We start from the raw sequence: 16,784 nt of genomic DNA, 5'->3' as shown, positions 1-16,784 counted from the left end.
CTGACAGCCGACTTCTAGGTCGGTCCCCCGCGAATCCCTAGCGCGTCGTCGATCGCGCGTGTCTGCATTGTTTGCAACACGCCCAAAAGTCGACCGGTCGCAGTCGGCGAATCAGCTACGCAAGCGGTACCCGACAGCCAATTCGTTGACGATCAGCCTGGGCTGCGATGGATCGACCTCAAGCTTTTGGCGCAAACCGCGGATCGCGATCCGCAGATATTCGACGCGCTCGGTTTGGGCCGGCCCCCAGACCGATTTCAGCAATTGCACGTGGCTCAGCACGCGGTCTGGTCGGCGTGCAAGTTCGGCCAGAACCGAATATTCCTTCGGCGTCAGATGAATCTCCTCGCCGTCGCGCAGCACCCGGCGATGTTCGAGATCGATCCGCACCCGTCCAACATCGACTACCGCAGCCTGATTGTCCGTTTGTGCGAGGCGCTGGTGACGCAGGGCGGTCCGGATGCGTGCGAGCAGCTCCTCGGTATCGAACGGCTTGGTAACATAGTCGTCGGCGCCAAGGTCGAGTGCCGTCACCTTTTCGGCACTGTCCTCGCGCGCCGAAACGACGATCAGCGTCGCGGTCGAACGCAGCCGGATCGGTTCGATAAGTTCAAGCCCGTCGCGATCGGGCAGGCCCAGGTCGAGCAGCACAACGTCGGGATGTTCGATGTCGAGCAGCGCGAGCGCTTGCCGGGCGTCGGCTGCCTCGACGACATCATGTCCCGCGCGCTGCATCGTCGCTTTCAGCAGCCGTCGGATATGGGCGTCGTCCTCGACGACCAGGATTTTTGCGGCCTGCGACATCGCCGCTTCCTACCGCGCCGGAAAGCGGACGTCGAGCGAGCGATTGAGTTGCAATAGGTGAACGCGGGGCTCGCCCAGAAAGCCGAGCAATGGCTGCTCGATTGATTTCCGTACCAGCGCGCGGATTTCGTTTTCGGTTGCGCCGCGTGCCTTCGCCACCCTTTCCACTTGGAAAAAGGCTGCCTCGGGGCTGATATGGGGGTCCAGCCCCGAGGCAGAGGTCGTCACCAGGTCAGGCGGGACAGGAGAGCCCGGTGTCGTTTCGGAAAGGGTGGCAACGTCGCCCTGAACGCGCTCGGCCAGCGCTTTGCTTGTCGGCCCAAGGTTCGATCCCGACGAGGCGCTGGCATCGTAGCCGTCGCTGCCTGCGGCCGAGGGGCGACCGTGGAAATAGGCGTTGCTCGTGAATTTCTGGCCGATCAGGTTCGAGCCGATGACGCGGTCACCTTCGCGGATCAGGCTGCCGTTCGCCTGCTCCGGAAACAGCGCTTGGCCGATGCCGGTGAGCGCGAGCGGATAGGCGAGCCCCAACAAGGCAGCGAACAAGAGCGTTAGTGTGAGCGCCGGACGCAGCGCGGATTTGAGGTCGGAAAGCATCGTTTTTCCTTCAGGCGAGGTTGAGGCCGGACACGGCGAGGTCGATCAGCTTGATCCCCACAAAGGGCGCGACGAGCCCGCCAAGGCCATAGACCGACAGGTTGCGCGCAAGCAGCGGACCGGCGGGCATCGGGCGGTAGCGCACGCCCTTGAGCGCCAGCGGCACGAGACAGGGGATGATGAGCGCGTTGAAGATGATCGCCGACAGCACCGCGCTTTCGGGCGTGGCGAGTCCCATGACGTTGAGCACGCCAAGGCCGGGATAGAGCGCGACGAAGATCGCCGGGATGATCGCGAAATATTTGGCGACATCGTTGGCGACCGAAAAGGTCGTCAGCGCGCCGCGCGTCATGAGAAGCTGTTTGCCGAGCCCGACGACTTCGATCAGCTTTGTCGGGTCGCTGTCGAGGTCGACCATATTGCCCGCCTCGCGCGCCGCCTGCGTTCCCGTGTTCATCGCGACGCCGACGTCGGCCTGCGCAAGCGCGGGGGCGTCGTTGGTGCCGTCGCCGCACATCGCGACGAGGCGACCCTCGGCCTGTTCGCGGCGGATCAGCGCCAGCTTGTCCTCTGGCGTTGCTTCGGCCAGGAAGTCGTCGACCCCGGCTTCGGCAGCGATCGCCGCGGCGGTCAGCGGATTGTCGCCGGTGATCATAACCGTGCGGATGCCCATTTTCCTGAGCTCGACGAAGCGTTCGCGGACCCCCGACTTGACGACATCCTTAAGGTGGATCGCCCCGAGCAGTCGCCCGTCCCGGATCACCGCCAGCGGCGTGCCGCCGGCGCGCGCGATCTCGTCGGTGATGCGGCGCATCTCCTGCACGGCAGGCAATGCATCCTCGAGAGGATGCGCCTTCAGGATGGAATCGACGGCGCCCTTGTGGATCGTCACCCCGGCGACGGTCACGCCCGACAGCCGGGTCTGCGCGGTAAAGGGGATGATCTCGGACCCGGCGGGCAAGGCTTGAACGCGGATCGCATAGCGCTCGCGCGCCAAGGCAACGATTGAGCGGCCTTCGGGCGTCTCGTCGGCCAGGCTCGCGAGCAAGGCCGCTTCGGCCAGCATGTCGGTTTCGACGCCCGCCAGCGCGCGAAATTCGCTCGCTTGCCGGTCGCCGATCGTGATCGTCCCCGTCTTGTCGAGCAGCAGCACATCGACGTCGCCCGCCGCCTCGACGGCGCGGCCCGACTTCGCGAGGACGTTGAAGCGCACAAGGCGGTCCATTCCCGCGATGCCGATCGCGGACAGCAGCGCGGCAATCGTCGTCGGTATCAGCGTGATCAGCAGCGCCGCGAGCAGCGCCACCGGGATCGCTCCGCCCGCGTAAGAAGCAAAGGCGGGAATCGTCGACACCGCGATCAGAAAGATGATCGTCAGCCCGACGAGCAGGATGGTGAGTGCGATTTCATTCGGCGTCTTGCGCCGCTCGGCGCCTTCGACAAGCGCGATCATGCGATCGAGAAAGCCCTGGCCCGGTTCGGCGGTGACGCGCACCTTGATCTGGTCGGAAATGACGCGGGTGCCCGCGGTCACCGCGCTGCGGTCGCCGCCCGCTTCGCGGATCACGGGCGCGCTCTCGCCGGTGATCGCGGCCTCGTTGACCGAGGCGACGCCTTCGATCACCTCGCCATCGGCGGGGATCAGGTCGCCCGTCTCGACGAGTACGATCTCGCCCTTTTCGAGCTGGGTGGCGGGGACGAGTTCATAGGTGTCGCCGACGCCGAGCATCAGCTTGGCCTTGAGTTCGGCCTTGGTTGCGCGCAGCGACGCAGCCTGCGCGCGCCCGCGCCCTTCGGCGAGTGCTTCGGCAAAGGTGCCGAAAAGCACGGTCAGCCAGAGCCAGAGCGCGAGCTGAACCTGGAAACCCGTCGACAGGCCGGGCTCGCCGAGCGCGAGAAGCAGGGTGAGCAGCGCCGCGACGCTTGCGGTGACGAACATCACCGGATTGCGCGACAGTTCGCGTGGTTTCAGCTTCTTCACCGCATCGCGCATCGCGGGGATGACGAGGGCGGCGCTGAACATCGAATTGGGTGCTGTCATGATCGAATCCGTCAGAAAAGCTGGCCGTTGACCATCGCCAGATGGTCGGCGATCGGGCCAAGGGCGAGGCTCGGAAGGAAGGTGAGGCCGCCAAGGATCAGGATGATCCCGACGAGCAGGCCGATCCAAAGGCCGCCGGTGGTGGGAAAGGAACCGCTCGACGCCGGGACGTGGCGCTTGGCGGCGAGGCTGCCCGCGATGGCGAGCGCTGGAACGATGACGAAAAAGCGCCCCAGCCACATCGCGACGCCGAGCATCCCGTTGTAAAAGGGCGTGCCCGCGGTCAGACCGGCAAAGGCCGAGCCATTGTTCCCGGCGCACGAGGTGAAGGCATAAAGGATCTCGGAAAAGCCGTGCGGTCCCTTGTTGAGCGGCCCGGCGAGTCCCGCGGGCAGCACGCTGGCGATCGCGGTGAAACCAAGGATGACGAGCGGCAGGATCGCGATCGCCAGCACCGCGAGCTTGACCTCGCGCGCCTCGATCTTCTTGCCGACATATTCGGGGGTGCGCCCGACCATCAGCCCGGCAACAAACACTGCGAGGATGGCGAACAGCAGGAAGCCATAGATGCCCGCGCCGACCCCGCCGACGACGACTTCGCCGATCTGCATGTTGAACAGCGGGATCATGCCGCCGAGCGCGGTAAAGCTGTCGTGCATCGCGTTGACCGCGCCGCACGACGCGGCGGTGGTGACGACCGCGAACAGCGCGGAGGCGGCGATGCCGAAACGCACCTCCTTGCCCTCCATATTGCCGCCGAGGGCACCCAGCTGGTGCAGCACCGGGTTGCCCGCGGCTTCCTGCCAATAGGTGACCGCCACGCCGGCGACGAACAGCACGCCCATCGCGGCGAGGATCGCCCATCCCTGGCGCGTGTCGCCGACCGCCCTGCCGAAGCACCAGGTCAGCCCGACGCCGATTGCCAAGATCGACAGCATCTGGACCAGATTGGTGAGCGCAGTCGGGTTTTCGAAGGGATGCGCGCTGTTGGCGTTGAAGAAGCCGCCGCCATTGGTGCCGAGCATCTTGATCGCTTCCTGGCTCGCGACCGGGCCGAGCGCGATCGTCTGTTTGACCCCCTCGAGCGTGGTAGCATCGACCGAGCCCGCCAGCGTTTGCGGCACGCCGCTGGCGATCAGAAAGATCGCATAGACGATACAAATGGGGAGCAGCAGATAGAGGGTGACGCGCGTCATATCGGCCCAGAAATTGCCGATCGTCTTCACCTCGCGCCGCGCAAAACCGCGGAACAAGGCGAAAGCGATCGCGATACCGGTCGCCGCCGAGAGGAAATTCTGGATCGTCAAACCCAGCATCTGCGACAGGTTCGACAGCGTCGCCTCGCCCGAATACCATTGCCAGTTCGTGTTGGTGGTAAAGCTGATCGCGGTGTTGAACGCGCCGTCGGCACCGACCGCCCCGAACCCCTGCGGATTGACCGGCAGCACGCCCTGCAATCGCAGGACCGCATAGGTGAAGATCAGCAGCGCGACGTTGAACAGCAGCATGTGCAGCGCGTAGCGTCGCCAGCCTTGCTCCTCATTGGGGTCGATCCCCGCGAGACGGTAGAAGCCGCGCTCGACCGGACCAAGCACTCGGTGCAGCGGGGTGATGCGCCCTTCATAGAGCGCAAACAGCCACAACCCCATCGGCTTGGCGAGCGCGAGGAGGATGGCGACGAAGAGGAGGATCAAGCCCCAGCCAGCGACGGTCATGTCAGGTTCCGATCAGAAACGCTCGGGCCGCAGCAAGGCAGCGAGCAGATAGACGAGGAGGGCAGCGGCAGTGACGCCGGCGAGGATCAGCGAGCTGTTCATCGCTATGCCCAGTCGCAAAGGCGCGCGTAACCGAGCGTCGCTGCGACCAGCAGGGCGATCAGACCGAGCCACAATATATCGGACATGGATATTCTCCGGCGAGGGACTCCAGCGGGAGCCGGTTGGGATGTGGGCGCCGCTACGCCCCTTCGCCGTAAAGTTTCGCGGGCGAATTCGCCGATCGGCATAAAGTTTCCATAAAGTCCGGGCGTCGCGTGCTTGGCGCTGGCGCTCCCGTTCGGCTAAGCCCGGCACATGCCGACGCCTGCGCCCCCGGAAAAACGACCTTCGCCCGAGGCCTTGCTGCGTCAGGCGCGGCGCGAGGATCGCGGCGAGCTCAAGATTTTCCTCGGCGCGGCGCCGGGGGTCGGCAAAACCTATGCAATGCTGACCGAGGGCGCGGCGCTGAAACGCGACGGGGTCGATGTCGTCGTCGCCGTGGTGGAAACGCACGGCCGCGCTGAAACCCAAGCCTTGCTCGACGGGCAGGAAGTCGTCGCGCCGCGGAAGGTCGAGTATCGCGGCCGGACCCTCACCGAAATGGACCTCGACGCCGTGCTGCGCCGCGCACCCGCGTTGGCATTGGTCGATGAATATGCCCACACCAACGTCGAGGGCAGCCGCCACCCCAAGCGCTGGCAGGACGTCGCCGAACTGCTCGACGCCGGCATCGATGTCTATACGACGCTCAACATCCAGCATGTGGAAAGCCTCAACGACGTCGTCGCCAGCTTCACCCGCGTCCGCGTGCGCGAGACCGTGCCCGACAGCGTCTTCGAGGGCGCCGAGATCAAGCTCGTCGATTTGCCCCCCGACGAGCTGATCGACCGGCTGAAAGACGGCAAGGTCTATGTGCCGCAAGAGGCGTCACGCGCGCTTGCGCACTTCTTTTCCAAACCAAACCTGTCGGCGCTGCGCGAGATGGCGCTGCGGCGCGCGGCGCTCAGCGTCGATCGCCAGATGCTGCACGATCTCGACGCTAGCGGCGTGGCGGGCACCTATGCGGCGGGCGAGCGCATATTGGTGGCGATCAGCGAGCAGCGGGGGGTCGACGCCCTTGTGCGGTCCGCAAAACGGCTGGCCGACGGGCTCAACGCGCCGTGGACCGCGGTGCACATCGAAACCCCGCGCAGCGAAAATTTCGATGAGGAGACCAAACGCCGGATCGCCGCGGCGCTGTCGCTCGCCGCGACGCTCGGCGCGACGATCGCGACGATCCCGTCCGAGCATGTCATCACGGGTTTGCGTGGGCAGATCGAGGCGCAGCGCGCAACGCAGCTGATCATCGGCCGGTCGCAGCGCAGCTGGTGGTTCGAACTGCGTCACGGGTCGGTGGTCGAAACTTTGATACGCGGGTCAAGAGATCTGGCGGTGCATGTCATTCCGTCGCCCGAAACGGCGACAAATAAAGCCGGGTGGAAAGGCTGGCTGCGCGGCTGGGGTCAGCCGACGGCCTATGCAGGCGCGCTCTTTCTGATCGCGGCCACGACATTGCTCGCCAAATTTGCCGAGCCGCTGATCGGGCGCGGCGCGGTCGATCTGCTTTATCTGGTCCCGGTCATCGTGACCGCGACGCTTTATGGTCTGCGGCCTGGCTTGTTTTCCAGCCTTGCTGCGGCATTGGCGTTCAACTTCTTTTTCCTCGACCCGGTCCACACCTTCACCATCTCCGATCCGCAAAGTGTGCTGACGATGCTGTTGCTGACCGGGGTGGCGGCGGTGACCAGCAACCTCGCCGGACGGCTGCGAACCCGCGCCCGCATCGGGGTACGCAGCGCCGAAGAGAATGCGTCGCTCGCCGCTTTTGGTCAGATGCTCGCGCGCGCGTCGGATCGCGAGGCGACCGCGACCGCGACGTGCGATGAAGTGTCGCGGCTATTAGGTGTACGCTGCGTTATGCTCGTAGAAACCGACGGAATTTTGTCCTCGATCGTGGCGCGGCCGCGCGAGGCAACCATTTCGCCGGTCGACCAGGCCGCCGCCGATTGGGCGTGGAGCAGCGGCGAGCCGGCGGGGCGCGGCACGAGCACGCTCGTGGCCTCCGACTGGCAATTTCATCCGCTCAGAACCGGGCTCGGTGTGCTGGCCGTGCTTGGCATCGCGAGCGACGACGGAGCGGATCCGATTGCGCCTGACAAGGCTGCCCTTTTGGCGACACTGATCGGCCAGTCCGCGCTGGCGCATGAACGCCTGCACCTCGAGGACGAAATGCGCAGCCTCTCGGTGCTGGAGGAACGCGACCGATTGCGCGCGGCGTTGCTCTCGTCAATCGGGCACGATCTACGCACGCCGCTTACCGGCGTCACCGCAGCGATCGAGGCAATGGCCGATGAACACCCCGACGCCGCGGCGCTGCCCGTCGCGCGCGCCGAAGTCGCGAGGCTACGACGGTTTCTCGACAATCTTCTCGAACTCGTTCGTCTCGATGCGGGCGGCGTCAAGCTCGACCTGACCCCCGTCGATCTCACCGACGTCGTCGCGGCCGTGGTTCACGATCTCAAGGATTCCCTGCGCGGCCATCATATTGATTTTCAGGTTCCCGCCGGTTTGCCGCTCGTCCGGGTCGATGAACGGCTGCTCCATCATATCCTGCTCAATCTCCTGGCCAACGCCATACAGCATGGCGGAAATTCCGGACCCATCGGCATCATCGGCCGACGAACCGCCGATGCGGTCACCTTGACGATCCGCGATCGGGGCGAGGGGCTGGAGCCGGGAACCGAACGGACGATCTTCGATACGTTTGCGCAGGGTAAAGGCGGGGACCGGCACGGCGGCAGCGGCCTGGGGCTGGCGATCGCAAAGGGATTTTCGGATGCGCTCGGTATCGGAATTGCCGCAGCCAATCATCCCGACGGCGGCGCGGCGTTTACGCTCAGTTTCCCCGACCGATTGATTTCCAAAACAATCGACCCTTCCTGAGCGTTGCTCTGAAGGCCGTCTCGGCCGCAGGAGAAAGATCATGGGAAGATTTGAGTTTGAAATTTGTATCCACCCCCTGCGTGGAATGCTGGAGGAAAAGTTGGAACCAAGCGACCATTGAAGCCCAGACAGATATGGGCATTTCGCTTTCACCTGGATCGAGAGCATCGGCTCCATGATCGGGCGTTTTTCCATCGGGCGATCGACGGCAAACTGAGAGGGTGCAATCTAGAGAAGGTCAGCACCGGCGCCCTTGTTACCGGTGGTGAGTTGAGAACGCGGGCGATGGTGATTCAGCAGAAGACCAATCGGCCAGTTCAATTCGCAATCAGGTAGGATGCATGTGGGAGCCTCCTCGCGTGGCTCGAACGTCGCGGCGGATCGGTTGACGATCACGTGTTCCCGAGCCGCGTCGATCACTCAGCGCATATCAGTACGCGACAATATACACGGCTCGTTGACGAACGGGTCACCGCGGTTGGACGCCCAAGCGAAGACTATGGGACGTATTCGTCGCGTCAAACATCGTGCGCGCCGCGAGCCCGTGAATGCGGCTGTCTCGGATCTGGGCCTGAAAGCTGCTCGTCACAAACCGGCCATGCGCAGGCATCCTGACCACTGTGTAAAGATTGCCCGCGCAATCCCACTTGACCCTGTAGGTACTACAGGGTGCATATGCTTGGCTAACTCGATGCCGATCGAGAGGAATGAAGATGGCTGACATTCGACATAAGACGCTCAACGGGCTCGGATTGCGAGGCCGTCGCGTTCATGATAGGCGGCGAGCCATGTCGGCTTTCCTTGCCCGCCTAATTGTCACCATTTCGCTGCTGTTCGGCAGCGTTGTCGTGCCGGCGATGGCGGGCGCAGAAGCGGGGCATGTGATCGAAATCATCGATGTCGATTGCGACGTCGTTGCTGCACCGTCGGACGCTGACGAACATTCGCCCGACAACCCACCGCCGCTGCATATCGATCATCATCATTGTTCGGCCTGTACCGAGCTGAACGGTCGCCCGCCGATGTCGGACAGGTTGGTTTCGAGTGCCTTGTTCTTCGGCCAACCCGCGACCGTTCTCGCGTCCGACGCGACGGCACCCCCCACTCAGCCTCCCGCCGCCTGATCACTGCTTCGCGCAGGCGTTCGCCTGCGTCGTCACGCATTGATCAGGAGTATTTATGTCTAAATCATTGGGCACCCTGCTGCTTGCAGGGGTGCTGGCCGTCGCGAGCTGTCCGGCCTTCGCCGAGCCTGTCTCGCTGGCCGACGCGCTCGCGCGCGGACAGGATGCGTCGCCGCGCATTGCCAAGGCCAAGGCCGAGCTCAAGGCAGCTGAAGGCCGCGCAATCCAGGCGGGCGTCCGTCCGAACCCAACCCTTTCGGCAGAAGTCGAAAATTTCAGTGGCACCGGACCCTATCGGACCTTCGGGCAGACCGAGACGACGGTTGCAGTCTCGCAGCCGTTCGAATTCGGCGGCAAGCGCCGGGCGCGAAAAGAGGTCGCATCGGCCGAACGCGCCTTTGCGCAAATCGCCCTGCGGAAGGCCGAAGCCGATCTCGCCTATGACATCATCGTGTCGCATGCCGAACTTCGCGCCGCCGAGGATCGCGCGGTGCTGGCGCGGCAAGTGCTGGCCCGCGCGGTGGAACTTGTGCGGATAGCCGAGACGCTTGTCGATGTCGGCCGCGATCCACCGCTGACCAAGCTCCGTGCCGACGCCCTGCTCGCCGAAGCCAGGGCCGAGACTCTGCGCGCCGAGGCCGATCTGCTGTCGGCGCGCCAAAGGCTGGCGCTGTTGATCGGCAGCGAAGACCCCGAGCTTTCGGCAGCGGCCCAAGACATGGCCCCGCCGCCAGCCTTGGCCGTCGATGCGCAAAGTCTCGACGAACGTCTTGCCGCGGCGGAGCGCAATGCGGCCGCGGCGCGCGTGAAGCTGGCTCAGGCGGAAGGCGTCCCCGACATAACTGCGTCGGGGGGTGTCCGGAACTTTCGCGAAAGCCGGGACACGGCGTTCATCGTCGGCGTGTCGATCCCGCTTCCCGTCTTCAATCGCAACCGCGGCAACATCGCCGCGGCGCGGGCCGATGGCGACGCGGCCGAAGCGGACTTGGCACAGGCCCGGCTCGGTATGCGCTTTTTGCGCCGCGATGCCGAACGGATGCTGGCCGCCGCCAACGAACGGGTGGCCGCCTTGTCAGGCGCGAGCCTGTTCCAGGCGAATGAAGCCGCGCGAATAGCAGAGATCGGATATCAGCAAGGTAAATTTACGCTGATCGAACTGATCGACGCGCAGGAAGCGCAGGCCAACGCGAACCTCAAACTCATCGAAGCTGAACGCGATCGTGCCCGCGCGCTTGCCGCGCTGGGCCGTGCGAACGCGCAATAGGAACATCCATCATGCAAATATTCGAACACAGGAATCGCCTGATTGTCGCCGCCGCGGTCGGAGCCTTGATCCTCGGCGGCGGCGGGGTGCTTATCGGCCGGTCGTTGGCCCCGCCAGCGGCTGCACCGGTGGCGGAGCCGGCTGGGCAAGAAGAGGACCATGTCAAAGGCCAGATATTGATGGGCGAAGCCCGGGCCAAAGGCGCGGGGATCCTGACGGAGACGGTCCAGGCCGGTGGCTTGGAATCGGAGATTCTGGCGCAAGGGGTCGTCGCGGCGACGCCGGAGGGCGAGGCCATTCTGACAGCGCGCGCTGACGGTGCGATCATCCGGATCAATCGGCGGTTGGGCGACGCGGTAAGACCCGGCGAAGTCGTCGCGGTCATGGAAAGCCGCGATGCGGCAGCGATCGCGTCGGAGCGCAGTTCGGCGACCGCGCGTCTGGCGCTCGCACGATCGAACTATGCGCGCGAGAAGAAGCTCTTCGACGCGCGCATCACGGCCAGGCAGGATCTGGAAGCCGCGGCTGCGGCGCTCGCTGAGGCTGACGCCGAGGCGCGGCGTGCGCAATCGGCCGCGTCGGCGGCCAAGGTCTCGGGCGACGGGCGCACGCTCGCCGTGACCAGCCTGATTTCGGGACGCATTACCAAATCCGACGCGAAGCTCGGCGCATATGTGCTCGCAGGGACCGAATTGTTTCGCGTCGCCGACCCCAACCGCATCCAGGTCAACGCCGCCGTGCTCGCCGCCGATGCGCGGCGGATCCGGCCGGGCGATACCGCGGTCATCGAACTGCTGGGCGGCGAGAGCGTCAATGCAATCGTCCGTTCGGCGACGCCCAGCCTCGACCCCGACAGCAAGACCGCGACGATCGTGTTAGTGCCGGAAGGCATTGGCGGCCTGACGCCGGGCCAGGGTCTTCGTGCCCGCATAAAGCCGCGGGGCGCAGCCGGGCCGACGCTGATCGCGCTGCCGGAGGAAGCGGTCCAGACCGTCGAGGGGCGCGAGGTCGTGTTCGTGAAGACCGCGAAGGGCTTTCAGACGACAACCGTGGTCACCGGCAAGCGTGGCGGCGGTCGCATCGAAATCATCGACGGCGTGAAACCGGGCGCGATCATCGCGACCAAGGGCGCCTTCCTGCTCAAGGCCGAAATCGGCAAGGGCGAGGCGGAGCATTGAGATGATCGAAAAACTTCTCGATGCGTCGATACGCTTTCGCTGGGGTGTGGTTCTCCTCACCCTTATCGTCTCGGCCTTTGGTATCACCCAGCTTCTCAAGCTGCCGATCGATGCCGTCCCGGACATCGCCAACAAGCAGGTGCAGATCAACACCGTCGAACCCAATCTCGGGCCGCTCGACATCGAGCGCCTTGTCACATTCCCGATCGAAACGGCCATGGCCGGAATCCCAGGCATCCAAACATCGCGCTCGATCTCGCGCAATGGATTCAGTCAGGTCACCGTGATCTTCGAGGATGACACCGACATCTACTTCGCGCGGCAGCAGGTGGCCGAACGGTTGGCGCAGGCCAAGGGCAGCCTGCCCGAAGGCGCCGAGCCGCAAATGGGGCCGGTTTCGACCGGCCTTGGCGAAGTGCTGATGTACACAGTCGATTTTGCGCCGTCCGCAAGCAGGGCCAACCCACGAATTGCCGGAAAGCCGGGTCCTCAGCCCGACGGCTCCTATATGACGCCGAGCGGGGAAGTCCTGGTCGATGACGTTGCGAAGCTCGGATATCTGCGCTCGGTGCAGGACTGGGTGATCCGGCCGCAATTGCGCTCGGTATCGGGGGTCGCGGGGATCGATTCGATCGGCGGCTATGAAAAGCAGTTCGTGGTGCAGCCCGACGCGACGAAGCTGGCAAGTTACGGCATCAGCTTCTCCGAGCTCGCCGACGCGCTCGAGCGCGCCAATATCTCGGTCGGTGCGAATTTCGTCGAGCGCGGCGGCGAGGCGTTCCTCGTGCGCGCCGACGGGCGTATCCGCACGCTCGACGAAATCGCGCGCGCGACGGTAGCCAGCCGCGGCGGTATCCCCGTCGCGGTCCGCGACGTTGCCACCGTCCAGATCGGCGGTGAACTCCGGACCGGCTCGGCGTCGGAAAATGGCAAGGAGCTTGTCGTCGGCACCGTATTGATGCTCGCGAATGGTAATAGCCGGATCGTGGCGTCGGACGCCGCCCAACGGTTGAAGGAGGTCGCAAAGTCGATGCCACCCGGCATCGTGGTCAAGCCCGTGCTCGACCGGTCGGAGCTCGTCGATGCGACGATTGGCACGGTCGAGAAGAATCTGGCCGAAGGGGCGTTGCTCGTCGCGGCGGTCCTGTTCTGGCTGCTCGGAAACTTCCGCGCCGCGGTCATCGCGACGCTCGTGATTCCGATCTCGTTCCTCATCATGGGAACGGGGATGAACATCACCGGCACGTCGGGTAATCTGATGAGCCTCGGCGCGCTCGACTTCGGGCTGATCGTCGACGGGTCGATCATCATCATCGAAAACTGTCTCCGGCGATTGTCCGAGCGGCAGCATCTTGAAGGGCGGCTGCTGTCGCTGAGCGAGCGCCTGCACGAGGTTTTCGAAGCCTCGCGCGAGATGATCCGGCCGACCATCTATGGGCAGGCGATCATCTTCCTGGTGTTCGTGCCGCTGCTCACCTTTACCGGGGTCGAGGGCAAGACCTTCTCGCCGATGGCGATCACCGTGTTGCTGGCGCTGGCGGGCGCGTTCGTCGCCTCGCTCACTTTCGTTCCGGCGATGGTGGCGCTGCTTATTCGCGGCAAGGTCGCGGAGAAGGAGGTCCGCGCCATCGCCTGGGTGAAGGCGCGATACGAGCCGTTGCTGAAGCGTGTCATCGCGCGCCCCTGGCCGTGGATCGGTGCGGGCGGCGGGACCTTCGCCGCCGCGCTGCTGGTGTTCGGCACGCTCGGCAGCGAGTTCATCCCGGTGCTCGGCGAAGGCAATCTCGCGATGCAGGCGCTCCGCATCCCTTCGACCTCGCTGAACAAGTCGCAGGAGATGCAATTGCAGGTCGAAAAGGCAGTGTCGACGTTGCCCGAAGTCGCCTTCATCTATTCGAAAACCGGCACGGCAGAGGTCGCGAGCGATCCGATGCCGCCCAACGCGTCGGACACTTTCATCATCCTCAAGCCGCGGGACGATTGGCCCGATGGTGTCAGCACCAAGGAAGATGTGATCGAACGGGTCGAAAAAAAGCTCGCGCCTCTCGTTGGCAACGCCTTCGAGATTAGTCAGCCGATCCAGTTGCGGTTCAACGAACTGATCGCGGGCGTTCGCGGCGACATCGCGATCAAGCTCTACGGCGACGATCTCGACGAAATGGGCCGCGCAGCGCAGCAGGTTGCGGCGATCCTCAGCACCGTTCCCGGCGCTGCCGACATCAAGGTCGAACAAACCGCGGGCTTCCCCGTCCTCGACGTCCAGTTCGATCGCGACGCCATCGCGCGCTACGGCCTGACCCTGCAGGATGTCAGCGATACGGTGGCGGCAGCGCTCGGCGGCCGCGCGGCAGGGATCGTCTTCGAAGGCGATCGGCGATACGACATCGTCGTCCGCCTCGACCGGGCCACGCGCGACGACCTCGATGCGGTAGGGGCGCTGCCGGTGCTGCTACCCGGCGAAGGCGGTGCGCGCGCTTCGGTCCCGCTCAGCGAGCTGGCGAAGTTCGGCTTTTCTGAAGGCCTGAACCAGGTGAGCCGCGAAGACGGCAAGCGCCGCGTCGTCGTCCAGGCGAATGTTCGCGGCAATGATCTGGGTTCCTTCGTTGCCGAGGCACAGGAGAAGGTGAACGCCGAGGTCAAATTGCCGACCGGAAGCTTCATCGAATGGGGCGGGCAGTTCGAAAATCTGCAAGCTGCATCGGCCCGGCTTTCGATCGTCATTCCGGTGATCTTCACGGCGATCTTTGGCATATTGTTCATGGCGCTCGGCGGCGTAAGGCAAGCGATCGCCGTCTATTCTGCCATCCCGCTGGCGCTGGCGGGCGGGGTCTTCGCGCTGCTGCTGACGGGCCTGCCCTTCTCGGTATCGGCCGCGGTGGGCTTCATCGTGCTTTCAGGCGTGACGGTGCTCAACGGACTCGTCGTGATGGCGAGCATCAACCAGCGTATCAACGAAGGAAGGGCGGTCGATGTCGCGATCGGCGAGGGCGTTATGGAGCGGGTGCGCGCGGTGCTGATGACGGGTATCGTCCCGGCGATCGGCTTCGTACCGATGGCACTTGCGACGGGAACAGGGGCGGAGGTACAAAAGCCGCTCGCGATCGTCGTCATTGGCGGCCTGATCACCTCGACCTTGCTGACCTTGTTCGTGATGCCTGCAATCAGCCATCTGCTGCTGCGCGGTCGGCACAACAGGCATGTGGCCGGCGACTACGCCGACGTCACTGCGATCGGTGAACGGGTCTTTGTCTGCGACGACGATACGAAGCCGACAACCTAGCGTCGTGGCGCCGCGGGCATGGCAGGTCCGTGCCCGCCGCGCCTACCGGAACCGAAGATAATACTGTCGAGTTGGAGGGTGTTAGCGGTTCGAGATTCTTGCCGCCGCTTTCAATGCCATCCTCCTGTTCGTTGTAGCAGGTTTTGTCTTCGTGAAAGGCATCGGTCGCTTCTTCGATCCGCGCCCTGTCGAATCCGTCGGCATGCTGGTCGCGGCGGGGCTCGGCCTTGCCATCAACCTGATCTCGATGCGGATCCTCGCCGACGGCAAGGATGCGAGCTTCAACGTCAAAGGCGCCTATCTGAAAGTCTGGGCCGACATGCTTGGCTCGCCTGGCGTCATCGGCGCGGCGGTCGCAATCCATTTTGCCGGCTATTTCTGGATCGATCCGATGGTCGCCATTGCCATTGGACTATGGGTGCTGCCGCGTACCTGGCTGCTTCTTCGCGACACGATCCGCATCCTTCTGCAAGGCGTACCTTGAGGAGTTGATCTTCCGGCCATTCGGTCCGCGTTGCTAAAGGTGGACGGCGTCAGCGACGTTCATGAACTGCACCTGTGGTCGATCGCCGGGGACGATGCGAGCCTGACGGCGCACATTGCCCAATCCGACAACATCGACATGAACGCGACACGCCGCACCGCAATCGAAATGCTCGAGGCGAGGTTCAGCATCGGCCGCGCGACTATCCAGACGGAATCTGAGCCTTGCGGTGGTGAGGTCAATATTCACACATAGTCGACGGCAGTAAGCGGTGGAACGGCAGCTTACTGCTCTGATTTCCAAAAAGCCGACTGACCGCAACCGGCCAATGCGTTCTATGTGACTGCGGATGAGAAATAGGCCTGCACTTCGTTCCGGAATTCCTGCGTCAGGCGCGAGGGGCGCGATACATTTGACACCGCGAAAGCATATTCGTGCATGATCGGTGGGGCGAACGGACGGGTCACTAGCGATCCATGAAGATAAGGCTTCACCAGAAGTTCGTTCAAGATCGCCATCCCGTTTCCACGCGCCGCGAGCGCACAGGCCGAACCATGTGTATGCGTCTCGATCGCGACCGAGGGCCGGAGCCCGAAGGCGGCGAAAGCTGTGTCGACCTGCGTCCGCCAATGACGCCCGGCGCCAAGCAGGATCAGTGGATGCTGCGCGATGTCGGCGGGCGTGATCGTATCGATCCCGGCCAGCGGATGATCCTGTCGCATGACGCACACAGACCCGCTCGACACGATCTGCTCGATCGCGAGATCGCTCTCATCGGTCGGCAGCTTGACGAAGCCGCAGTCGACATAGCGCATTGCGATCATCGTCCGCGCGGTCTCTACGCTGCGCGAATCGATGCTGAACTCAACCCCCGGTAAACGCTCGCGAAAGCGCGAGACGATCTCGGGCAAGACGCCCTCGGCAAAGCTCGGCGGCGCGACGATCCGAACCGTTCCCGCCGAATAGCCCGCGATATCACGGACGAGGCTGTTGAACCGGTCGATACTTGCGAGCGTCAGCTCGACCTCCTGGATCAGCTTCGTGCCGTCGGCGGTCGGCACCAGCTTGCCGCGATCACGGTAGAAAAGATCGAAACCGACCTGTGCCTCGAGCTGGGCGATCAGACGGCTAACCGCAGGCTGTGAGAGCGACAATTGCTTGCCCGCCGCAGTCGCCGATCCGGTGCGCATGATCTCGGCGAAGACGCGGAGCGCCCGAAAACTGACGTCCTTGTCGGGTTCCACCCCGGCCGGTGCGATCGGTTTGCGCACGG

General features: G+C 64.3%; 13 protein-coding genes. 7 read left to right on the top strand and 6 right to left on the bottom strand.

The features are described from left to right. Nucleotides 1-111: 111 nt before the first annotated feature. Genes G9408_RS08155 through kdpF form a run of 5 tightly spaced genes read right to left on the bottom strand, consistent with a single transcriptional unit; the run spans nucleotide 112 to nucleotide 5,259 of the window. Nucleotides 112-804: a response regulator gene (locus tag G9408_RS08155; protein WP_168453564.1), complete on the bottom strand. Its 693-nt coding sequence runs from the start codon at nucleotides 802-804 to the stop codon at nucleotides 112-114. A gap of 9 nt (nucleotides 805-813) precedes the next feature. Beyond that, complete coding sequence (kdpC, locus tag G9408_RS08150) at nucleotides 814-1,401, bottom strand: potassium-transporting ATPase subunit KdpC (RefSeq protein WP_168453563.1); 588 nt, start codon at nucleotides 1,399-1,401, stop codon at nucleotides 814-816. Between the two features lie 10 nt (nucleotides 1,402-1,411). After that, entirely contained in the window at nucleotides 1,412-3,442 is a 2,031-nt protein-coding gene (kdpB, locus tag G9408_RS08145; RefSeq protein WP_168453562.1) for a potassium-transporting ATPase subunit KdpB, read from the bottom strand. Between the two features lie 11 nt (nucleotides 3,443-3,453). Continuing rightward, a complete protein-coding gene (kdpA, locus tag G9408_RS08140) occupies nucleotides 3,454-5,157 on the bottom strand; it encodes a potassium-transporting ATPase subunit KdpA (protein ID WP_168453561.1) in 1,704 nt (567 codons plus the stop codon). 12 nt (nucleotides 5,158-5,169) lie between these two features. Next, nucleotides 5,170-5,259: a K(+)-transporting ATPase subunit F gene (gene kdpF / locus G9408_RS08135; protein ID WP_168453560.1), complete on the bottom strand. Its 90-nt coding sequence runs from the start codon at nucleotides 5,257-5,259 to the stop codon at nucleotides 5,170-5,172. Nucleotides 5,260-5,514: 255 nt separating this feature from the next. On the opposite strand from kdpF, the gene G9408_RS08130 reads away from it, so the two are divergent. The 7 genes from G9408_RS08130 (at nucleotide 5,515) to G9408_RS16465 (ending at nucleotide 15,766) form a co-directional block, all read left to right on the top strand. Then, complete coding sequence (locus G9408_RS08130) at nucleotides 5,515-8,181, top strand: sensor histidine kinase (RefSeq protein ID WP_168453559.1); 2,667 nt, start codon at nucleotides 5,515-5,517, stop codon at nucleotides 8,179-8,181. A gap of 788 nt (nucleotides 8,182-8,969) precedes the next feature. Next, a complete protein-coding gene (locus G9408_RS08125) occupies nucleotides 8,970-9,305 on the top strand; it encodes a hypothetical protein (protein ID WP_168453558.1) in 336 nt (111 codons plus the stop codon). A 55-nt stretch (nucleotides 9,306-9,360) separates the two neighbouring features. Continuing rightward, nucleotides 9,361-10,569, top strand: a complete 1,209-nt coding sequence (locus G9408_RS08120) for a TolC family protein (RefSeq protein WP_168453557.1) — start codon at nucleotides 9,361-9,363, stop codon at nucleotides 10,567-10,569. Between the two features lie 11 nt (nucleotides 10,570-10,580). Next, nucleotides 10,581-11,747 (top strand): efflux RND transporter periplasmic adaptor subunit, encoded by a 1,167-nt coding sequence (locus tag G9408_RS08115; RefSeq protein WP_168453556.1) that lies wholly within the window; start codon nucleotides 10,581-10,583, stop codon nucleotides 11,745-11,747. Nucleotide 11,748: 1 nt separating this feature from the next. Further along, nucleotides 11,749-15,027: an efflux RND transporter permease subunit gene (locus G9408_RS08110; protein ID WP_168453555.1), complete on the top strand. Its 3,279-nt coding sequence runs from the start codon at nucleotides 11,749-11,751 to the stop codon at nucleotides 15,025-15,027. Nucleotides 15,028-15,121: 94 nt separating this feature from the next. After that, on the top strand, nucleotides 15,122-15,511 hold the full coding sequence (locus tag G9408_RS16470) for a cation diffusion facilitator family transporter (RefSeq protein WP_328804445.1): 390 nt from the start codon (nucleotides 15,122-15,124) through the stop codon (nucleotides 15,509-15,511). Between the two features lie 18 nt (nucleotides 15,512-15,529). Then, nucleotides 15,530-15,766, top strand: coding sequence for a cation transporter dimerization domain-containing protein (locus G9408_RS16465; RefSeq protein WP_456242927.1), 237 nt, complete (start codon nucleotides 15,530-15,532; stop codon nucleotides 15,764-15,766). An 80-nt stretch (nucleotides 15,767-15,846) separates the two neighbouring features. On the opposite strand, the gene G9408_RS08100 is transcribed toward G9408_RS16465, so the two are convergent. Then, entirely contained in the window at nucleotides 15,847-16,782 is a 936-nt protein-coding gene (locus tag G9408_RS08100) for a LysR family transcriptional regulator (protein WP_210423290.1), read from the bottom strand. Nucleotides 16,783-16,784 lie beyond the last annotated feature (2 nt).

This window comes from Sphingopyxis microcysteis (assembly GCF_012274265.1).
Lineage (GTDB): Bacteria > Pseudomonadota > Alphaproteobacteria > Sphingomonadales > Sphingomonadaceae > Sphingopyxis > Sphingopyxis microcysteis.
This window is presented reverse-complemented; position numbering and strand designations above follow the sequence as displayed.